General features: G+C 49.5%; 22 protein-coding genes and 1 rRNA gene. 13 read left to right on the forward strand and 10 right to left on the reverse strand.

Translation table 11 applies throughout. The features are described 5' to 3' along the window. Positions 1-21: 21 nt before the first annotated feature. The 4 genes from accA (at position 22) to C9J01_RS26290 (ending at position 4,339) form a co-directional block, all read left to right on the forward strand. Positions 22-981: an acetyl-CoA carboxylase carboxyl transferase subunit alpha gene (gene accA / locus C9J01_RS26275; protein WP_107301044.1), complete on the forward strand. Its 960-nt coding sequence runs from the start codon at positions 22-24 to the stop codon at positions 979-981. 144 nt (positions 982-1,125) lie between these two features. Continuing rightward, on the forward strand, positions 1,126-2,457 hold the full coding sequence (gene tilS, locus C9J01_RS26280; protein ID WP_107301045.1) for a tRNA lysidine(34) synthetase TilS: 1,332 nt from the start codon (positions 1,126-1,128) through the stop codon (positions 2,455-2,457). Positions 2,458-2,580: 123 nt separating this feature from the next. Then, entirely contained in the window at positions 2,581-2,892 is a 312-nt protein-coding gene (locus tag C9J01_RS26285) for a c-type cytochrome (protein ID WP_107301046.1), read from the forward strand. Positions 2,893-3,127: 235 nt separating this feature from the next. Then, positions 3,128-4,339, forward strand: a complete 1,212-nt coding sequence (locus C9J01_RS26290) for an aromatic amino acid transporter (protein WP_107301047.1) — start codon at positions 3,128-3,130, stop codon at positions 4,337-4,339. A 107-nt stretch (positions 4,340-4,446) separates the two neighbouring features. On the opposite strand, the gene C9J01_RS26295 is transcribed toward C9J01_RS26290, so the two are convergent. The 7 genes from C9J01_RS26295 to tsaA form a co-directional block, all read right to left on the reverse strand. Further along, positions 4,447-4,635: a DUF4250 domain-containing protein gene (locus tag C9J01_RS26295; protein WP_107301048.1), complete on the reverse strand. Its 189-nt coding sequence runs from the start codon at positions 4,633-4,635 to the stop codon at positions 4,447-4,449. Further along, positions 4,635-4,841, reverse strand: coding sequence for a YaeP family protein (locus C9J01_RS26300; RefSeq protein ID WP_039458213.1), 207 nt, complete (start codon positions 4,839-4,841; stop codon positions 4,635-4,637). Before C9J01_RS26300 ends, C9J01_RS26295 begins: the two co-directional genes overlap by 1 nt. A 117-nt stretch (positions 4,842-4,958) precedes the next feature. Further along, a complete protein-coding gene (locus tag C9J01_RS26305; protein ID WP_107301049.1) occupies positions 4,959-5,819 on the reverse strand; it encodes a GGDEF domain-containing protein in 861 nt (286 codons plus the stop codon). Between the two features lie 79 nt (positions 5,820-5,898). After that, a complete protein-coding gene (locus C9J01_RS26310; RefSeq protein WP_107301050.1) occupies positions 5,899-7,032 on the reverse strand; it encodes a patatin-like phospholipase family protein in 1,134 nt (377 codons plus the stop codon). A gap of 77 nt (positions 7,033-7,109) precedes the next feature. After that, complete coding sequence (locus C9J01_RS26315) at positions 7,110-7,463, reverse strand: hypothetical protein (protein WP_107301051.1); 354 nt, start codon at positions 7,461-7,463, stop codon at positions 7,110-7,112. A gap of 128 nt (positions 7,464-7,591) precedes the next feature. After that, positions 7,592-9,307 (reverse strand): proline--tRNA ligase, encoded by a 1,716-nt coding sequence (locus tag C9J01_RS26320; protein ID WP_107301052.1) that lies wholly within the window; start codon positions 9,305-9,307, stop codon positions 7,592-7,594. A 182-nt stretch (positions 9,308-9,489) separates the two neighbouring features. Further along, entirely contained in the window at positions 9,490-10,194 is a 705-nt protein-coding gene (gene tsaA, locus C9J01_RS26325) for a tRNA (N6-threonylcarbamoyladenosine(37)-N6)-methyltransferase TrmO (RefSeq protein WP_107301053.1), read from the reverse strand. Positions 10,195-10,331: 137 nt separating this feature from the next. On the opposite strand from tsaA, the gene C9J01_RS26330 reads away from it, so the two are divergent. Next, positions 10,332-10,595: a type B 50S ribosomal protein L31 gene (locus C9J01_RS26330; protein ID WP_107301054.1), complete on the forward strand. Its 264-nt coding sequence runs from the start codon at positions 10,332-10,334 to the stop codon at positions 10,593-10,595. Position 10,596: 1 nt separating this feature from the next. Next, complete coding sequence (gene ykgO / locus C9J01_RS26335) at positions 10,597-10,737, forward strand: type B 50S ribosomal protein L36 (protein ID WP_107301055.1); 141 nt, start codon at positions 10,597-10,599, stop codon at positions 10,735-10,737. Between the two features lie 96 nt (positions 10,738-10,833). Here the strand turns inward: ykgO and C9J01_RS26340 are convergent, their stop codons facing one another. The 3 genes from C9J01_RS26340 to metN all read right to left on the reverse strand — a co-directional run bounded on the left by C9J01_RS26340 (position 10,834) and on the right by metN (position 13,456). Continuing rightward, the gene (locus tag C9J01_RS26340) at positions 10,834-11,649 is read right to left on the reverse strand and encodes a MetQ/NlpA family lipoprotein (protein WP_107301056.1); all 816 of its coding nucleotides are present in this window, start codon (positions 11,647-11,649) and stop codon (positions 10,834-10,836) included. A gap of 96 nt (positions 11,650-11,745) precedes the next feature. After that, positions 11,746-12,432 carry a methionine ABC transporter permease gene (locus C9J01_RS26345; RefSeq protein ID WP_107301057.1) on the reverse strand — a complete coding sequence of 229 codons (687 nt, stop codon included), beginning with the start codon at positions 12,430-12,432 and terminating at the stop codon, positions 11,746-11,748. Next, the gene (metN, locus tag C9J01_RS26350; protein WP_107301058.1) at positions 12,422-13,456 is read right to left on the reverse strand and encodes a methionine ABC transporter ATP-binding protein MetN; all 1,035 of its coding nucleotides are present in this window, start codon (positions 13,454-13,456) and stop codon (positions 12,422-12,424) included. Before metN ends, C9J01_RS26345 begins: the two co-directional genes overlap by 11 nt. 335 nt (positions 13,457-13,791) lie before the next feature. On the opposite strand from metN, the gene gmhB reads away from it, so the two are divergent. From gmhB to C9J01_RS26385, 7 genes are all read left to right on the forward strand, one after another. Next, a complete protein-coding gene (gene gmhB, locus C9J01_RS26355) occupies positions 13,792-14,346 on the forward strand; it encodes a D-glycero-beta-D-manno-heptose 1,7-bisphosphate 7-phosphatase (RefSeq protein WP_107301059.1) in 555 nt (184 codons plus the stop codon). 201 nt (positions 14,347-14,547) lie between these two features. Next, positions 14,548-15,573 carry an ABC transporter permease subunit gene (locus C9J01_RS26360; protein WP_107301060.1) on the forward strand — a complete coding sequence of 342 codons (1,026 nt, stop codon included), beginning with the start codon at positions 14,548-14,550 and terminating at the stop codon, positions 15,571-15,573. A gap of 2 nt (positions 15,574-15,575) precedes the next feature. Further along, positions 15,576-16,619 (forward strand): ABC transporter permease, encoded by a 1,044-nt coding sequence (locus C9J01_RS26365; RefSeq protein ID WP_107301061.1) that lies wholly within the window; start codon positions 15,576-15,578, stop codon positions 16,617-16,619. A gap of 36 nt (positions 16,620-16,655) precedes the next feature. After that, on the forward strand, positions 16,656-18,491 hold the full coding sequence (locus tag C9J01_RS26370) for an extracellular solute-binding protein (RefSeq protein ID WP_107301062.1): 1,836 nt from the start codon (positions 16,656-16,658) through the stop codon (positions 18,489-18,491). A 12-nt stretch (positions 18,492-18,503) separates the two neighbouring features. Next, on the forward strand, positions 18,504-19,370 hold the full coding sequence (locus tag C9J01_RS26375; RefSeq protein ID WP_107301063.1) for an ABC transporter ATP-binding protein: 867 nt from the start codon (positions 18,504-18,506) through the stop codon (positions 19,368-19,370). A gap of 24 nt (positions 19,371-19,394) precedes the next feature. Beyond that, positions 19,395-20,231 carry an ABC transporter ATP-binding protein gene (locus tag C9J01_RS26380; RefSeq protein WP_107301064.1) on the forward strand — a complete coding sequence of 279 codons (837 nt, stop codon included), beginning with the start codon at positions 19,395-19,397 and terminating at the stop codon, positions 20,229-20,231. A gap of 379 nt (positions 20,232-20,610) precedes the next feature. After that, positions 20,611-20,724 (forward strand): 16S ribosomal RNA (locus C9J01_RS26385); the annotation flags it as partial.

The raw sequence follows: 20,724 nt of genomic DNA on the forward strand, positions 1-20,724 counted from the left end.
GAGCAAAAGGACTGAAATGGTATGAGCCTGAACTTCCTTGAGTTTGAACAACCGATTGCTGAACTAGAAGCAAAAATCGAAGCACTGCGTGATGTTTCTCGCCGTGATGAATCTAAATCGGTTGATTTGGATAAAGAAATTGAGCAACTGGAAAAGAAGAGCCTAGAGCTGACCAAGAAAATCTTTGGTGATCTTGGTGCTTGGCAGGTGGCTCAGTTGGCACGTCACCCACAGCGCCCATACACGTTCGACTATGTCGAAAACATGTTTACCGAGTTCGATGAACTGGCTGGTGACCGCGCGTTTGCCGATGATAAAGCCTTGGTTGGCGGCATTGCCCGCCTTGACGGTCGCCCGGTGATGGTGATTGGTCACCAGAAAGGCCGTGAGACTAAAGAGAAAGTGCTGCGTAACTTCGGGATGCCAAAGCCGGAAGGTTACCGCAAAGCCCTTCGCCTGATGAAAATGGCAGAGCGCTTCAAAATGCCGATCGTAACTTTCATTGATACTGCGGGTGCTTACCCAGGTGTTGGTGCGGAAGAGCGCGGCCAGTCAGAAGCGATTGCCACTAACCTTAAAGAGATGGCCGGTCTTACTGTCCCTGTTATCTGTAACGTTGTGGGTGAAGGTGGTTCTGGTGGTGCACTCGCGATTGGTGTGGGTGACTGCGTGAACATGCTGCAGTACTCAACTTACTCAGTGATCTCGCCTGAAGGTTGTGCCTCTATCCTATGGCGCGATTCTGACAAGGCCCCACAGGCGGCAGAAGCGATGGGCATGACGGCTGATCGCCTGAAAGAGCTTGAGCTTATCGATAACATCATCGAAGAGCCACTAGGTGGTGCACACCGTAACGTGGTTGAGATGGCAGGGTCGTTGAAAAAGCAGATCCTAGCGACGTTGGAAGAGCTGGATCAGCTTGATACCGAAGCACTGCTTGAGCGTCGTTACCAGCGCCTGATGAGCTACGGTTACTGCTAATCGAAGAAGCCCTCTTTGCAGGGGCTTGCTAGACAAAGAATATAACGGGTCAGCCTTTGGGCTGGCCCGTTTTTTATTCAGGGTTTACCTTTACCAGGGCTGGGAGGGTATACTTTTGCAGTGTGTTATTTCGGATGTCGCTCAATGCTTTATGCCAACCTTGAAGCCAACCTTGAATCCCTTTCGGATCCTTCAGCCCGTTTTGTCCTTGCCCTAAGTGGCGGAATGGACTCACGGGTGCTGCTGCATTTGATGGGGCGTTACCTAGCACGGCACCCTGAAGCATCTTGCAAAGCGGTACATGTCCATCATGGCCTCAGCACTAATGCTGATCATTGGGCACAGCAATGCGCCGAGTGGGCGACACAGGAAGGGATCGGTTTTGTACTTGAGAAAGTGACATTGGCATTGGGTAACCGGACAAGCGTTGAACAGCAAGCGCGGGATGCCCGCTACGCCGCCTTACAGGGGCATATCCAGCCAGGTGATATCCTGCTGACCGCCCAGCATGCCGATGATCAGCTAGAAACTGTGTTGCTAGCCCTGAAGCGGGGAAGTGGGCCGGCAGGGCTATCGGCAATGCCTAAACGCATGGCTTTCTCTTCGGGGTGGCATGTACGCCCATTACTTGACCAGCCACGGACAGCCATTGAGCAATACGCGAATGAACATCAGCTTGGCTGGGTCGACGACGAGAGCAACAACGATGAGCGTTATGACCGCAATTTCCTGCGACACCAAGTCACACCACTGTTAACTGCGCGCTGGCCGGGGATCCGCAAGGCGGTTACCCGCAGTGCCGCACTGTGCGCAGAGCAGGAGGCCTTGCTGCAAGAGCTACTTGCTGAGCAACTTGATCAGGCCATGTCGGCCGACCAGAGCTTGGGTATCGCGTGTTTGCATCCGGATAAGCCTGGTAGTGAGCGGCGGGGCAAAGCGCTGCTGCGCCATTGGCTTGCGGTAGTTGGCGTAAAAATGCCGTCACAGGCGCAACTGGAGCAGGTTTGGCATTCTGTGGTCTTGGCCCAGCCTGATGCCAACCCTAAGGTATGTTGGGGAAAAGTCGAAGTCCGGCGTTTCAGGCAGCGTTTGCATGTTATCCAGCCCTATGAAGATGTATCGGGTACCGTGATAGCACTGAAGCTCAATCAAGCTTGTACTCTTCCCTCATCATTGGGAACCCTACTACTCGCGACGTCAGCGTCAGGGCAACTTCGCCAGCCAAGGCCTGATGAGCCTATGTCGGTGCGTTTCGAGCCTGCCGGGTTGGAAGCCCTGCCGGTCGGCCGGGTGGGTAAACGTAAACTCAAGAAGCTATTTCAGGAGTACGGTGTGCCGAGCTGGCAACGGCGGCGGATGCCATTGGTATTTTATGGGGATGAGTTGGCAGCGGTAGCCGGACTGTTTGTCGTCGAGGCATTTGCAGGCGAGGATTGTGACCTAACTTGGCACTACGAGCAGGAAAAAGTGGATTAATCGTTGAAAAAAGGCACAATTTAAAGAGCTGAGTATCTGTCGTGCCAGCAAAATATACCCGAGAGACAAGGTATACCCAGTCGTGGGGATAAATGGATAACAGAAAATAATAATGAGGACCTGATGAAGAAAGTTCTAGCTTGTGTAATGTTTGCTGCCATGATGGCAAGTCCTGCGATGGCATCGGGTGATCCCGTTGCTGGAAAAGCGAAAGCCGCAGTATGTTCTGCTTGCCACGGTGCTGATGGTGTCGCTGTGATACCGGGCTACCCTAACCTCAAAGGGCAGAATGAGCAGTATTTGGTTAGCTCGCTGAAGGCATACAAAAATAAAGAACGTACCGGTGGTATGGCAATGGTCATGCAGCCGCAGGCTTCTATGCTCAGCGATACGGATATTGCCAATGTTGCTGCGTATTTCGCCCAGATGAAATAAATCCCTGTTGGCAGGTTTGCCCCCGTAGGCAGTGAACTTGCAATGACCAGATGATGCGTCGCCCAGCCTTTATTTTTATAAGGCTGGGCGATTTTTTTATGAATGCATAACGTAAACTAATATTTCCATCTGGGTGATTATCTTTTATCCAAATGATTCCTCTGCTGTTGCGAAAAATTACAGAACACATTATTGTACTAGCACGCTGATACATTAATGTTGTTTAGGAGTCATTATGAGTAAACCATCCACACTTGGGGGCGCGTGCATTATCGCCAGTGTTTGTGTTGGGGCAGGCATGCTTGGGTTACCAAGCGCAGGTGCGGGTGCGTGGACGTTATGGAGCGTGATCGCCATTTCATTCACCATGATCATGATGACGCTTTCTGGCTGGTTATTGTTGGAAGCACTGAAACATTATGAACTTAAAGCTTCATTTAATACTGTTGCCAAAGATGTATTGAGCAAAAAGGTTAACCTAGTCAATAACCTGTCTCTATACTTTGTCGGTGGTATTCTACTGTACGCGTACATTTCATCGTCAGGTATGATTTTCAGTGAAATGCTGGGTGTCTCGCGTGAACTGGCGTCGGTATTGTTTGTTGCACTCTGCTCGGCCTTCGTTCTGCACTCTACCCGTGCAGTGGACCGAATCTCCATTGTGTTGATCCTGTTTATGATCATCAGCTTTGTGCTGGGTGTTTCCGGACTGGCGTCCAACATTAGCGTGCCGACTCTGTTTGCCCAAGGGGAAGCTGAAAGCTCTTATTCTGCTTACGCGTTGGCCCTGCTGCCTGTTGCGCTAACCTCGTTTGGCTACCACCACTCGGTCAGTACGATGCGTGATTATTACCAAGATGAGCACCGTGCTAAGAAAGCGATCCTTGGCGGCACTGTGATTGCCCTGACATTCTACCTTGGCTGGGTGATTTGTATCTTCGGTAACTTACCGCGTCAAGACTTCGGCCCGGTTGTGACGGCTGGCGGTGGTGTGGATGCCCTAATGGCAGCACTGACATCAGCGATTGATTCAAACAGCATCAAACAAGCGCTTCATATCTTCTCCATTGCTGCGATTGTTTCATCCTTTATTGGTGTTGGACTGGGTGTGTTCGATTACCTGGCTGACCTGTTTGGCTTCGAAGATAACAAGCAAGGCCGTCTAAAAACCTGGGGCGTGACATTCCTTCCGCCATTGGTGTTCTCGCTAGTCGCACCGTTTGGCTTTGTCGCGGCGATTGGTCTAGCAGGAGCAGCAGCAACGATTTGGACTTGTATTATCCCGGCGACATTGGCTAAAACATTGCGCCAACGCGCACCGGAGCAAGAAGGTTTCGTAGTTCCGGGCGGCAATGCAACGATTTATATCGTGATTGCCTTCGGGGTATTGACAGCCGCATTCCACATGATGGCCATGGCGAACCTACTGCCAGTATTTAACGGCTAATAAGCTAAGCCCGCTGGAATATTAGTTTCACAGATATAAAAAACGGAAGCCTCGGCTTCCGTTTTTTTGTTTGCGACCCCGATTTTGCAATCGCCAATCGCCAGAAATTACCTGAACTGTTTGGCTTCCGGCAGGTAGTCAAAGCCAGCACTGGCTAGCTTAGCAACGAGTTTGTCCTTGTCGATATCGTAGAATTTGACTAAGGCATCCAGATCGCCGAACTCATCGCGGATCTTCATGTTAACGATGCTCATCAGCATCACAGGATCCATCGTCTCGTATTTGTTCAGATCCATTATGCGTCCTCGTGATCGCTCATTAGCAAATTAGCTGCGGCAAAAGCGGCACGTTCACGAACCTCTTCTGGCAGCGTGTCGTTGGCAGCGATGTCATTCAGTGCTTTAACCGCACAGTGAATCGCATTGGGAATATAGCCTAGCTCACCACCACCGATTTGCGCATAGATCATACGAACTTGCTCGCAGCACTCATAAATTTTCATAGTTTGTCCTTCATAAACAGTGATTTCGGCAGCCGGCTGGGAAGGTGCAGCGGGCTGGCGAAAACATGCTTTTCAAGCTTCACTATACCAAAGACTGAGTGGGGACGGCAGGGAGATTTAGCGAGTACGCTTTTGTTTGTACAGATGACGGTCAGCGCGGTCGACCAGGGTGATATTAGTATCGCCTTTCTGGTAAACACTAAAGCCGCTGGAACAGCCGATTTTCAGTGTTCGCAAAGTTGAATCATCTGCCATCAGGGCATCGAGCCTGCGGATCACATGCAGGGCTGACGTATCGGTTGCCGGTTGCAGCAGAACCGCAAATTCATCACCACCGACACGGTAACAGCGGTCGGTAGCTCGGACTGATTTTTTCAACAGCAGGGAGAAGTGGCGGATCACTTTGTCACCGTCGGGGTGGCCAAAGCGGTCATTGACCTGCTTGAAATTATCGAGGTCAAACATAGCCAATACCAGACCGATGTTGCGCCTTTCACTCATGGCGAGAGCGTGATTGAGATCCTGCTCAAAGCTATTGCGGTTGCCAAGGCCTGAGAGGTAGTCACGCAGTGCCATATTTTTGACTCGGCGATATTCCAATGCGCAGGCGAGGGGCCCGGCAAACAGCCGATGATAGGTATGAAGCAGGTTAACTTCATCTTTATCTAGAGGATATGGGGTGTGGTATTGCAGCTTTCCTAGCTCCTGTTTATTGAAGCGTAGGATGAAGGTTTGCCGGTATTGGGTACTCTGCCCTTGGCGGACAAGGGTTGTGGTATTGTCCGCATTCCATATTAACCTGCTGATATCTATTTGTTTTTCAACTTCACGGCTGAATATATCGAATAGCAAGCTAATATCCAGCTTCCCCTGGAATTTTTGTAAAAGCAACAGGCGCTGATCAGCCCCAAGGGGTTTTGTCCTTGGTTTAGCATATTGGCTATCGGCCAGCTTGTCGTTCCAGTGGAGTGGATCCATATATGTGTCAAAAAATAAATAGGGAAGTAACTATAGGCAATTATTAAGCCATTTCAATACCTAAACAGAATTTATATTATTAATCATCTGATTTAATTAAGAAACTGCGAAGGGAGGCTTCTTTTTCCTGAGTGTCTTCATACCCCATTTTTATTAGGGCATGGATATAGGCCGGCTCGAAGAGAATATAGCTAGTGATTGCAGCGTCGTCTTTTGGGCTGATACCAATCAGTTGCATCAACCCCCGGGTCATGGGCGGCAGGTGACAGTAGTATTGGCGGGCCAATTGTTCAAATGATTGACTGGGGGAAAGGTGGATGTGTTCAATCTTTCGCAGCTTTTGCTTCGTTTTAGCCTCGGGCAGACTGTCAATCAGTGCGTTGATCCTTGATAGGTTTTCTAGGTCAGCAGTAAGGGTGTCACTGAAAATGGTATCCATCAGGTGGCCGCCTAATGCTGCTAGGCCGGGGGCACGGGTATGATCTGGGCTATCGAGTTTCTGGTTGATGAGGTCGATGATCAGTATTTTATCTGCCCCCATCTTCAGGGATGGGCGCAGTGGTGCCAGTTGGTGGATCGAACCATCCCCATAATAGGCTTGCCCGATACGGGTTGCTGGAAAGACCAAGGGAATCGCTGAAGAGGCTAGCAGATGATCGGTGGTGATCAGTGAGCGGCGGCCTTTTGATTTGGCCCTGTCCCACTCAGGGATCTCTGGCTGGCCCTGAAAAAAACTGACGGAGTGGCCGCTTTTGTAGCTTGAAGCGGTAATAGAGATACCATGGAGGTTCCCTGCCGCAATTTGCTTTTCCAGCCGGGAATAGTTGTTGACCTGGTTAAGCAGTTGGCGCAACGGGCGGCTGTTGAGCAAGCCAAAAGGGGGCCGTTCGTGATGGTGGGCTTGGAGGCGGGCAAACCACTGGCTGGCAAGGTAGCCGCTCATTCCCCTTGGTGTCGTGGCAAAGATACGCCGGCTGTGTAGCCGGGACCAAATCCACTCGAGCTTTTTGACGCCTAACCTGAAGCAGGAGGCATAGCAAGCAATCGAAGTGGCATTGATGGCCCCTGCCGAAGTGCCGCAGTAAATACTGAACGGGCTATGGTGCACCCGTGGGTACCATTCAGAAATAGCCTTGAGTACCCCGACCTGATAGGCAGCCCGCGCTCCTCCTCCGGTGAGGAGCAGGCTGATCTTTGGCGTTTCCCTGCCCATAGCGCTCCTTTCTTTTAGTTATATCTATAACTATATCCCTAATTTTCCTTATGGTGGAACATAGACTTAACACAAGGCTACTTGGAAGCTAGTATTTTTGCTTTCATTGCACAGGCAAGTTCGAAGTCATCAAGGGTACGGCGGGCGCTGGAGCAGGCCTCATTAAGCAACTCGGCGGTGCGAATAGCATTGAACAACATGTTGGCGGCATTTGGGTGTGCCTGCTCTATGGCAGAGTGAATGGCCCAACAGCGATCGTAAAGGCTACCTTGCTCGATGGCGGTTACCTTGTCAAAAGCGGGTTGGTCGATTTGCTTGAGCGTTGTAATGATAAAGTCAGTGACAGATTGAAGTGCTTTATCTGATTCGAGTTTGGCTTGTTGGCTGGTGTTACAGGCCAAATGTAATTGCTGGGCGTTTTCTGTATTCATTGGTTGCCTTAGAATGCGCGTACTTGCTAGGTAGTACAATATCCTTTGGCGGATCATTTGCCAATACAGAAAATTGAAACAAAAAGGCCTCCACGAGGGAGGCCTTTGAGAATTAAATCGTATTGCGATTAAGCCATTTTCTGCTTAATGAACTCAACGATATCTGCCACTGCAACACCTTCTTTGGTGCCGGCACGACGGTCTTTGTATTCCATCTCACCGTTTTCTAGGCTGCGGTTACCGATCACGATAGTGTGCGGGATACCGATCAGCTCGTGGTCAGCAAACATAACGCCTGGGCGCTCTTTACGGTCATCGAATAGCACTTCGATACCAGCAGCAGTCAGATCAGCGTATAGCTTCTCAGCCGCTTCCTTCACTTCAGCTGATTTCGCCATGTTCATCGGTACGATAGATACTTGGAACGGAGCAATCGCGTCAGGCCAGATGATGCCGTTTTCGTCGCTGTTCTGCTCAATCGCAGAAGCAACCACACGGGATACACCGATGCCGTAACAACCCATTTCTAGGATTACGTTCTTGCCGTCAGGACCCAGTACGCCACAGTTCATCTTCTCAGAGTAGTTTGTACCCAGCTGGAAGATGTGGCCCACTTCGATACCGCGCTTAAGCTGGATAGTGCCTTTACCACATGGGCTTGGGTCACCTTCAACCACGTTACGCAGATCTTCTACCTGACCCAACTCAACATCACGACCCCAGTTGATACCGAAGTAGTGCTTGTCGTCAACGTTAGCACCAGCGCCGAAGTCGCTCATTACCGCCACAGAGCGGTCAACGATGAACGGCAGCTTCAGGCCAACAGGACCTAGGGAGCCAGGGCCTGCACCGATCAGGGCGCGGATTTCTTCTTCGGTTGCCATCTCTAGTGGAGAAGCAACGTCTTTAAGGTTTTCTGCTTTAACTTCGTTTAGCTCGTGATCACCACGGATGATAAGGGCAACCAGCTCTGCGTCGATTTCGTCAGAAGCTTTAACGAATAGCGTCTTAACGGTTTTTTCGATTGGCAGGTCAAACTGCTCAACAAGCTCTGCGATAGTTTTCGCGTTTGGCGTGTCAACCAGTGTCATCTCCTGAGTTGGCGCAGCCAGTTCAGTCGCAGGAGCTAGTGCTTCTGCTTTTTCGATGTTTGCTGCGTACTCAGACTCGGTAGAGAAGGCAATCAAGTCTTCGCCGCTTTCAGCCAATACGTGGAACTCGTGAGAGCCGCTACCACCGATAGCACCGGTATCTGCCAGTACTGGACGGTAGTCAAGACCCATGCGGTCGAATGCCTTACAGTATGCTTCGTGCATCGCATCGTAAGATTTCTGTAGGCCTTCTTTGTCAATGTCAAAGCTGTATGCATCCATCATGCTGAATTCACGTGCACGCATTACACCGAAGCGTGGACGGCGTTCATCACGGAATTTAGTCTGGATTTGGTACAGGTTCAGCGGCAGCTGTTTGTAAGAGCTCACTTCGTTACGCACAAGGCTAGTGATCACTTCTTCAGCTGTCGGGCTAAGTACAAACGGACGCTCATGACGGTCAGTAAAGCGAAGTAGCTCAGCACCCATCTTTTCAGATCGGCCTGTCTCTTCCCATAGTTCGAACGGCTGAACCACGGGCATCAAAGTCTCAACAGCACCTGCATTGTTGATTTCTTCGCGAACAATGTTCTCGACCTTACGTAAAACACGCAGACCTGTAGGCAGCCAGGTGTAAAGACCTGAAGCCAGCTTACGGATCATACCTGCACGAAGCATTAGCTGGTGGCTAACAACTTCTGCGTCATTTGGAGTCTCCTTCAGAGTAGAAAGAAGATAGTTACTGGTACGCATTGATGGTATCCGTTTGTTTAGATGAAAATAAGAAATGTGGGGGACAGGCCCCAGCCACCTATATAGGCGGTAACCGCATATACTACCAGCCAATTGGCCGTTAGCCAAAGGGATTGGATAGCCACAGCGGGGAAAATGCCCCTAAATCGATAACCCTGGGTTATTTGCCACGTCTTTGTCGATTATTTGGTTATCGGTTTATCCAGTGCCGTCACGGTCACCACATCGTTGGCAACCGTGAACTTAACATTGTAGTCGAACAGGTGGACGGCATATTCCTTATTGTCTTCTTTGCCTTTCTTGTAGGCCGGACGTGGGTCCTGTGCGAGAACCTCTGTAATGACCATACGCTGGCGGGCCAGTTGTTTTCCTTTGAACTGGCTTTCTGCTTTTTCGCTAAAAACCACCGGCAAGGTTGTCGGCTCGCCATCGGCAAAGCCGCCATGGGCATGGGGCAGGCTATCGGAGTAGGGGATGTAGGGCTTGATATCCACGATTGGGGTGCCGTCGACCAAATCAACACCGCCCAGTTCAATGATGACATCGCTGCCTTGTTGACGGACCCCAATCAATTCGACCGCAGACATCCCGATACCGTTGGGGCGGAAGGTTGCCCGACTGGCAAACACCCCAACGCGTTCATTACCGCCAAGGCGCGGTGGGCGAACGGTTGGCCGCCAGCCTGCTTCCAAATTTTGATCAAACAAAAACAGAAGCCACAAATGGCTGAACTGTTCTAAACCGCGAACAGCCTCAAGGGCATTGGCCTCACCTTGAAGGACGATTTCAGAGCGTGCACTGGGAACCAACCCCGGTTGGCGCGGGACGGCAAATTTTTCTTTGTAAGGAGAGCGGACAATGCCGATAGGTTCAATTTGGTAGTGCATTTTGCTTCGCTGACTGGTGGCCTAGTTCATTTGACGCAGAAAATACCATAAAAAAGCAATTAGCGCTTGTTGATAATAGTTATCAAGTGCTATGTTATAACATATCTTTTGTGTTGTTGTGATTTGAGGAAAACAAAATGAAAGCTGGTATTCATCCAGAGTATCGCCCAGTGGTGTTCCACGACACCAGTGTTGATAAGTATTTTGTGGTTGGCTCTACGCTGAAAACCGATAAAACCATCACTTGGGAAGATGGAAAGGAGTACCCTTACTTCACGTTGGATGTTTCTTCGGAGTCCCACCCGTTTTATACCGGTAAGCAACGAGTGATCAGTTCGGAAGGCCGTATGGCTAACTTTAACCGTCGCTTTGGCCAGTTTGGCGGTAAGAAAGGAAAATAAGATGCAGGTATTGAGTTCGTTGAAAAGTGCCAAAAACCGCCAGCGTGATTGCCAAGTTGTCAGACGCCGCGGCCGTATATACGTTATCTGCAAGTCGAACCCGCGCCTAAAAGCCGTGCAGGGCAGGGTTAAAAAGAAATAATAAATGATAAGAATGGCTAGGTATAAAGCACGAAAGCCCCTCAATTGAGGGGCTTTCGTGTTTCTAGGTGGGGCTATTTGTTATTCGAGAAGGCCATTACCAACCCTTAACAACGCCACCTTGGAAGATTTCTTTTGCAGCTTCGTAAACGACGTCAGACTGGTATGCCTTGATGAATGTCTGGACGTTCTCTGCGTCAACGTTGTCTTCACGGGCAACAATCAGGTTCACGTATGGAGATTCTTTGTCTTCAACAAAGACACCGTCACGCTCTGGCGTTAGGTTGATGCTGCTCGCGTAGGTTGTGTTGATGATTGCTAGCTGAACATCGTCTAGCGAGCGAGGAAGTTGGGCCGCTTCAAGCTCGACAATCTTCAGGTTTTTCGGGCTTTCTACGATATCCAGTACCGTTGCAGTCAGGCCAACACCATCTTTCAGTTTTAGTAGGCCTTGTTGCTCAAGCAGAAGTAGTGAACGGCCAAGGTTGGTTGGATCGTTTGGTACAGCAATCTGGTCGCCGTCTTTTAGCTCATCGATAGATTCGATTTTGCTTGAGTAGCCAGCAATCGGGTAAACAAAGGTGTTACCGGCAACAGCAAACTTGTAGCCACGGTCAGTAATTTGCTGGTCAAGGTATGGCTTGTGCTGGAAGGCATTGGCATCGATAGAGCCTTCTTCCAGAGCCGCATTAGGTGAAACGTAATCGGTGAATGTGATCAGCTCAACATCCAGACCGTATTTTTCCTTGGCTTCCTTTGCTGCAACTTCAGCTACTTGCTCTTCAGCGCCAGCCATTACCCCAATTTTAACCTTGCTGTTATCAACCACTGCTTCTTTCTCACCACATCCGGTCAGTACTAATGCTGATGCCAGGCCGGCGACGGCGAATAGGTTCTTCAAATTAAAAGCCATGTTACTTCTCCTTAAAACTGGGGTTTTCCGTAATACTAGATGGAATATGTTTGTTCTGTTGTTTGTTATCGATGTTGTGTGTTTTCGTGCCGCTTGTTACCTGTGGTCGAAGCGTTTGACCAAGTGGTCGCCTGCTGACTGGATAAGCTGAACCAGGATAACCAGCATCACAACAGTAATGAGCATCACGGTACCGTCAAAACGTTGGTAGCCGTAGCGGATACCGACATCACCGAGGCCACCGCCACCGACAGTACCGGCCATTGCCGAGTAGCTTACCAAGGTCACAAGCGTAATCGTTACTGCATTGATGATGCCCGGTAGCGCTTCAGGTAGCAGTACCTTGCTAATGATCTGGCGTGGGGTTGCACCCATTGCCTGTGCCGCTTCTACCAAGCCGGTAGGGACTTCCAGCAGTGCACCTTCAACCAGGCGGGCGATGAAAGGAATTGCCCCGACGGTCAATGGCACGATAGCTGCTGCCGTACCGATTGAGCTGCCCACCACGAAACGGGTGAACGGGATAATTGCGACCAGCAGGATAATAAATGGGATCGAGCGGCCAATATTGGTCACGATGCCGAGCGCTTTGTTGAGTGCCGGATTGGCCAGCAGGCCATTCGCCTTGGTTAGGTGCAGGGCAACACCGACCGGGATACCGATCAAAAAGCCGATCAGGCCAGAGGCAAAGACCATGATCAGGGTTTGGCCTAGGGCGTCAATCAATAGATCAACCAAACGTTCGTTCTGGGTCCACCAGGTGGTGATTGAATCAAGCAACATAGCCCAATACCTCTACATTTACTTTGTGATCGCGAAGGAAGTTAATGGCTTGTTCTGCCGCTTGTTCGGTTCCGAAGAACTCGGCCAGCATCAGACCGAACTTGACGCCACCGGCGTAATCCATGTCTGAGCTCAGGATACTGATATCAATATTGAACTCGCGAGCCACCTGGGAAATCAGCGGGGCATCGACTGACGCACCGGTAAACTCAAGGCGGATCAGCGGGTAGCTGTTATCGACGCGGGTTTCAACCATCCGGGCACGGTAGTCTTCCGGAATGGAGAGATCCAGGGTCGAGCGGATAAACTCGCGTGCCAACTCCGTTTTCGGATGGGCAAAGATGTCGCCGACCGGACCTTTCTCGACCAGCTCGCCACCACCGATGATCGCGACTTCAGAGCAGATGCTTTTTACCACGTCCATTTCGTGGGTGATCAGCAAAATGGTCAGGTTAAGCTTGCGGTTGATTTCTTTAAGCAGTGTCAGGATCGACTGGGTTGTTGCTGGGTCTAGGGCGCTGGTGGCTTCGTCACACAGCAGCACTTTAGGATCAGAAGCTAGCGCACGGGCAATCGCCACACGTTGCTTTTGTCCGCCACTTAAGTTTGACGGGTAAGACTCGCTCTTGTCAGCCAAGCCAACCAGTTCTAGCAGTTCATCGACCTTGGCTTTGATAGCGGCTTTGCTGCTTCCGGCCAGCTCGAGTGGCAGGGCAACGTTGTCGAAAACAGTTCGGGATGACAGCAGGTTGAAGTGCTGGAAGATCATGCCGATTTTACGACGGGCCTGGGTCAGCTGCTGGTTTGATAGCTGGGTCAGGTCGGTACCATCGACAATGACATGGCCGCTGGTTGGGCGTTCAAGCAGGTTGACGCAACGGATCAGGGTACTCTTACCGGCACCGGAAGAACCAATTACCCCGAAAATGGTGCCTTGCTCAATGGTCAGGTTGATGTCACGCAGTGCGTGGATCTCCTTGGCCCCCTGATAGAAGACTTTATTGACTCTGTTTATTTCTATCATCGTTTTTCCCAAATCCTATACCGTGTTGATGACGGGCACGCCCATCAATGGCTGCGACCGGTATATTGTTATGTTGTGTATTGCATTTGCATTATTTTATTGATGCTTGAAGCCTGTCTGCCAATTGCATCTATGGCTTTGATGCTATGGGCTAACATAAATGAAGTCAATAGATATTTTTACGTCTGGACGTCTAAATGGCTTTATAGCCATATTGCCAGTGTGAGTATTATAGGTTGTTCTTCTTTATAGGGTTGAGAGAAACAGGTGAATCCCATTGCCAGCCGTGCCATAATTTGGGGCATAACGAATACAGCGAGACAGAGGGCTGACGCTTGGCCAAACCAGCAGTTTTTATTGACCGTGATGGCGTGATTAATATCGATCACGGTTATGTCCACACTACCGATGATTTCGAATATGTCGAGGGTGTGTTTGAAGCCTGTAAGAAACTTAAGGCGATGGGGTATATGTTGGTGTTAGTTACTAACCAATCCGGCATTGCCCGCGGCATGTTTACCGAGGATGAGTTCCTGACCCTGACCGAATGGATGGACTGGAATTTTGTCGACAACGGTGTCGAGTTCGACGGTATCTACTACTGCCCACACCACCCAACGGAAGGTAAGGGTGACTACCTGCAGGATTGCAAGTGCCGCAAGCCAAAACCTGGCATGTTCATCTCTGCCCGTGACTTCCTGAAGATCGACATGGCCGGCTCGGTGATGATCGGTGATAAGGCTGATGACATTAAAGCCGCTGCTGCTGCGGAAGTAGGGACTAAAATCCTCGTCCGCACCGGCAAAGCGATTACTGAAGAAGGTGAGCAATTGGCTGATACTGTACTCGACAGTGTTGCCGATGTGCCGGCTTGGTTAGCTGCACAGTAATCCAGCGCCCAACATTGCTTTGTTACCTAGGCCGCATTCGCGGCCTTTGTTTTATCTTTTTCCTGTTAAATCTCTCCCTCTACGCCATTGTTATTATAAAGTTAAATTAACCAGTCGTTTTTCGACGCTGTTTTATCGCCATTGGTAAATGGTGGTATCGAGGTTATGTACTTTGCCTGTTTAACATGGAGTAGTTAACACGTGCTGTCGTATTTCTTGCGTCGTTTAGCTTTGGTTATCCCGACGTTTCTTGGGATCACCATCCTTATCTTTGCTATTACCCGCCTTGTCCCGGGAGGGCCGGTTGAACGAATGCTGGCCAATATGCAGGCTCAAGGTGACGGGGCTGCGGCCATGACATCAGCTGGTGGTAACTCGGCGTTATCCGAAGATCAAATCGCCGAGTTGAATGCGTTTTACGGCTTGGATAAACCCGTCATAGAAGCCTACACCGACTGGATCGGGAAATTAATGGTATTGGATTTCGGTGAATCTACCCGTTATTACGAGCCTGTCTCCGATATGATTGCCGAGCGGTTGCCGGTCTCGCTGTTCTACGGCGGCATGACATTTTTTATCAGCTATTTTATTTCTATTCCTCTTGGCTACTACAAGGCCCTCAAACATGGCTCGGTGTTTGATTCTGGTTCATCGATATTAATTTTTATTGGTTATGCCTTGCCCGGCTATGTTGTCGGGGTACTGCTTATCACTCTGTTCAGCTATCACCTTGAGTGGTTCCCGATGGGGGGATTTGTCGGGGATGACTTCGATGATTACGAGACTTTTTTTGAGCGGGCCAAGGATGTGATGTGGCATGCCGTGCTACCGCTGATCTGTTACCTCATTGGTGACTTTGCCACCCTGACAATGACGATGAAAAATAACCTGATGGAAAACCTTTCATCGGATTACATCCGTACCGCAATCGCGAAGGGGTTACCGTTCAAGAAGGCCGTTCGTAAGCATGCCCTGCGCAATAGCCTGATCCCGATTGCCAGTCACTTTGGCAACTCCCTGCTTTTTTTCATGACAGGTTCATTCTTGATTGAGGTGATTTTTAATATTGATGGTATTGGCTTGCTTGGCTATGAATCGATTATTGAGCGTGACTACCCGGTGGTGATGGGGATTGTCGCCATCAATGCAGCCATGCTGCTGGTGGGCAATATTATCTCGGATATTTGTGTTGCCTTGGTCGATCCTCGAGTGAAGTTTGGAGCCTGATCATGTTGAAGTTAAACCCGCTAACACTAAAAAAGGTCAAGCGCTTCAAAGAAATCAAACGTGGATATTGGTCTTTCCTATTGTTGTCGTGCCTGTTGGTCATGTCACTGTTTGCTGAGTTACTGATCAACAGCAAAGCCTTGGTGGTGAAATACAACGGTGAATACAACTTTCCTGTTTTATCGGATGTTCGTTTGGCGACGGATTTTGGCCAGGCCGCTGCCGGTGAAACGGATTACCGGCAATTGCAAAAAGCGTTCACTGAACAAGGCGGTGACAATTTCGTCATTATGCCGTTGGTACCGTGGAATCCTTATGAGCAGGACTTCTCGGGTGATTTTCCGCCGACAGCCCCAAGCGTTACCGACAAGCACTATTTAGGTACGGATGTAATAGGCCGCGATATCCTTGCTCGTCTTGTTTATGGCTTTCGCACAGCGATGGGGTTTGCGTTGATCACTATGGTTATCTCCTATGCGATAGGAACGGCTGTCGGCTGTGCCATGGGCTTTTTCGGTGGCAAGTTTGATTTGTTTGTCCAACGCTTAATAGAGATATGGTCAATGGTGCCTTTCCTCTATGTGATCATGATTCTGGTGTCGATCACCCAGCCGACCTTCGCCTTGTTTGTTGCGATTAATGTGTTGTTTGGTTGGATGGGGATGACTTGGTACATGAGGACCATGACCTACAAAGAGTCGGCCCGGGAATATGTGATGGCGGCGAAAGCGCTGGGCGCTTCGACCATGCGGATCGTTTTTAATCACATTCTGCCAAATACCATGGTAATGATTGTGACGCTGGCACCATTTACCATCGCGGCAAACATTACCGCCCTTACCGCATTGGACTACCTGGGCCTTGGCCTTATGCCACCCACACCGAGTTGGGGGGAGTTGCTCCAGCAAGGCAAATCGAACCTGGACTCACCTTGGATAGTTACGTCGGTTGTCAGTGCGATTGTCTTGGTGTTGGTCATGGTGACCTTTATCGGTGAGGCGATACGGGCCGCCTTCGATCCGAAGAAATTTACCCGTTATGTTTAATCTTGGCTTGCAGTTGTCGGAATAAGGATATTGATAATGAAAAACATGCTCAACATTTCAGCTGTCGCGTTACTTACCGCACTCGGTAGTTACGTGCAGGCAGCAGAGTTACCTGCTGGTTTGACATGGGAGTCAAACATGGAAGAGCCTTTGTTTGCTTCTTCAAAAGCCAAGTTTGGTGGCACCTTACGTACCCATATGGCGAGCTTCCCACAGACGCTGCGCAGTGTTGGTCCGGATTCAAACTCTGGGCTGCGCCATTACTTTATGGATGGGGTACCGAAATTGGCTGCCCGTCACCCGAATACCGGAAAGTGGATCCCACAGCTTGCCCGAGAGTGGGCGTTTGGTGATGACAACCAAACGGTTTACTTCAAACTGGATCCCAAAGCCCGCTGGTCTGACGGCGAAATGGTGACCGCCGATGATTACTTGTTCATGTTGAAGTACTACCGCTCTAAAGATATCGTTTCGCCGTGGTATAACGACTTTTTCACCAACAAAATCCAGGATGTCGTAAAGTTTGATGACTTCACTATTGCCGTTAAGTCCGCAGTGAAACTGACCGATGATGAGTTGATGCTGCAGATAAACCTGCCAAGCAACGGCCTTCAACCTCGTCCTGAGCACTTCTTTAAGCCCAAAAAAGACGAGAACAATGACGGTATCGATGATGACTTCGTCCGCCGCTACAACTTCAAAAGTGAGCCGACGACCGGGCCTTATTACATGGATAAGGTCAAAAAAGGCAAGAGCGTGACCTTCAAGCATGTCGGAGAAGACTGGTGGGGGTACAGCAACCGTTACTACCAAAACCGCTACAATGTGGAAAAAGTCCGCTTCACCGTGATCCGTGATAGCGATATTGCTCGCAAGCACTTTGAAAAAGGCAATCTCGATACGTTCGGACTGGTACTGCCAAGCCTGTGGCATGAAAAAGCCAATACCAAACCGTACCAGGATGGTTATATCCATAAGTTTTGGGGGTTCAACCAGGTTGTACAGGGGGCGGGTGGATTGTGGATGAACACAGCCCAACCAATGCTGGATGACCGTAATGTGCGTGCGGGTGTGACATATGCGACGGATTTTGATGGCATGATTGCTAATGTGCTGCGAGGTGATTATTCGCGTAAGCCGCACGGTATGGGCTTCGGCCATGGCGGTTATGACCGTAGTGACAATAAACCGCCGGTATTCGATCCTAAACTGGCGGCAGAGTATTTTGACAAGGCAGGCTTTGACAAGATTGGTCCGGACGGTATCCGGGTCAACGAGAAGGGTAACCGGTTGAGTTTTGCGATTACCTATAGCTTCCAGCCTCATACCCCTCGAATTGCTTATCTCAAAGAGCAGGCAAAGCAAGCAGGTCTAGAATTCACCTTGAACCTGATCGATGGCTCTTCTGCTTTTAAATATGTGCTAGAGAAGAAACACGACTTGGCCTTCCTCAATATGAGTGGTGGGGAGATCCCGGCTTACTGGGAATACCTACATTCTGTAAATGCCAAGCCGCAAACCAACAACCATACCAACTACCGGTCTCCAGAAATGGATGAGTTGATTGATAGCTATAGCAAAGAATTCGATCTGGAAAAGAAGCAGGCCATTTCCCATCAAATCCAGAAAATCGTTACGGATGAATACCTGATTGTCCCTGGATATATGGTGCCATACACCCGTGAAGGGTACTGGCGTTGGATGAAGTATCCTTCTCCCGCTATGACAAAAAATACCGAAGTCATGTTCTCTGTGGTTGACCTGGCCACCTTCTGGATTGATGAAGATGAAAAAAAAGCCACGCAATCAGCCATGAAAAAAGGCAAAACGTTCGAGCCGATCACAGTGATCGATGATGCCTATAAGCTTTAAGGTCAGTAGCGTATGCAAGATGATGTGATTTTAAGTGTGCGTGATTTGGAAACGGAGTTCACCACGGATGATGGGGTCGTCAAAATTCTCCATGGCGTCAGTTTTGATGTCCGTATGGGCAGGACGTTGGGGATTGTTGGCGAGTCAGGCTGTGGCAAAAGTGTCACCGCAATGTCGATCATGGGCCTGCTGCCGAAACCCTACGGAAAAGTCGTGGGCGGTAAAATCCTATATCGCGGCACAGACTTGGTAACCTTGCCCCCCCAAGAAATGTATGCCATGCGGGGTAACCGTATCGCGATGATTTTCCAAGATCCGATGACCGCGCTCAATCCCGTGCATTCGATAGGTAGCCAGTTAAATGAAGTGCTCGAACTACACCGGCCAGAATTAAGTCGGAGGCAGAGAAGCCAGTACTCTCTTGAAATGCTCAAGAAGGTCAAAATTCCGATGCCGGAAAAAAGGCTAAAGGAGTATCCACATAATTTATCAGGCGGCATGCGCCAGCGTGTCATGATCGCCATGGCACTGGCATGTAAACCTGACATACTTATTTGTGATGAGCCAACAACGGCGCTGGATGTAACGGTGCAGGCTTCGATACTGGAGTTGATCTATGAGCTTCAACTGGATACTGGGATGTCTGTGATCTTCATTACTCATGATCTCGGGGTTGTGGCAGAGATCTGTGATGATGTTGCCGTAATGTATGGGGGCAAATTGGTGGAGTTTGCCGATATCTTTGAGTTGTTCGATAACCCACAGCACCCTTATACCGAGCGACTGATGGGGTTAATGCCAAGTTTGGATAGCGAACCCAAACAGCCCATAGAGATTAAACCTATAGATATCACCTTGTTCCCTGAATTTAAGGGCTAGGCTGAGCGACAAAGAGAGGATGTAATGACCGAGCTACTAAGGATAGAAAATCTCAAGCAGCACTTTGTCTCGGGCAAGGGGATATTCAAAAGAGGCTACACCGTTAAAGCCGTCGACGGGGTATCTTTCTCTATTTCTCAGGGGGAAACTCTCGGGCTGGTGGGAGAGTCAGGTTGTGGTAAGAGCACACTTGGACGGACGATCCTCAAACTCTATGAGCCAACCGAAGGTAAGATTTACTTTGAAGGCAAAGATATTACCCGGCTCTCTACCAGAGAAATGCGTCCGCTACGTAAGGAGCTACAAATTATCTTTCAAGATCCGATGGAGTCGCTTAACCAGCGCCACACTATAGGTATGATTTTGGAAGAGCCTTTTATCATCCACAATATCGGCACACCCGTTGAACGGAAGCAATGGGTGAATGAGCTATTGGTGAAAGTCGGTTTGCCTGAAGAAGCCGCTAATCGGTATCCCCATGAGTTCTCGGGAGGGCAACGACAACGAATAGGGATAGCCCGGGCTATTGCACTTAAACCTAGGCTACTTATTTGCGATGAATCAGTATCGGCTCTCGATGTCTCGGTTCAGGCCCAGATCCTCAACTTACTGCTGCAGCTCCAGCAGGAGATGAACCTAGCGATTATCTTCATTTCCCATGATCTCTCGGTGGTTAAGCATATCTCCGATCGGGTTGCGGTAATGTATTTCGGCAAAATCGTTGAAATGGGCGATGCAAGGGAGATTTATGCCAACCCGCAAGCGGAATACACCAAGAAATTACTCTCGGCAATCCCTATCACTCACCCTAAAGATAGGAAACGTAAGAGGCGAACGGGTAATAGCTCCAATGTAGCGTAATGGGGTAATTGAAAAGCGGAGCGTTAATTACGCTCCGTTTTTCATTTTTATTTATTACTCTCTGTGTCATTCAAGCTGGTTTTTACTCAAAATAAATGGCTTTGGGTTAAAAAGTAATCGAACGGCTTGTTTGGGGCAATTTTTGTTGATTTAGGCCTTGTCAGGGTGAATCAAGTCTCTATAATGCCGCCTCACTGATACGGAGAACGGCAACTTAAGTCGCTAACCAATCAGTATTGTTCTTTAACAATTTGACCATGCAATCTGTGTGGGCACTCGTGAAATGATAGTCAAAAAGATTTATCAGTGAGCTGAGTGACCAAATTGATACTTCGGTATCAGCACAGTCAATTTATCAGTAATCACTGAGCCAAAACTTTAATTGAAGAGTTTGATCATGGCTCAGATTGAACGCTGGCGGCAGGCCTAACACATGCAAGTCGAGCGGCAGCGACATAAACAATCCTTCGGGTGCGTCTATGGGCGGCGAGCG

The organism is Photobacterium rosenbergii, from assembly GCF_003026455.1.
GTDB classification, from domain to species: domain Bacteria; phylum Pseudomonadota; class Gammaproteobacteria; order Enterobacterales; family Vibrionaceae; genus Photobacterium; species Photobacterium rosenbergii.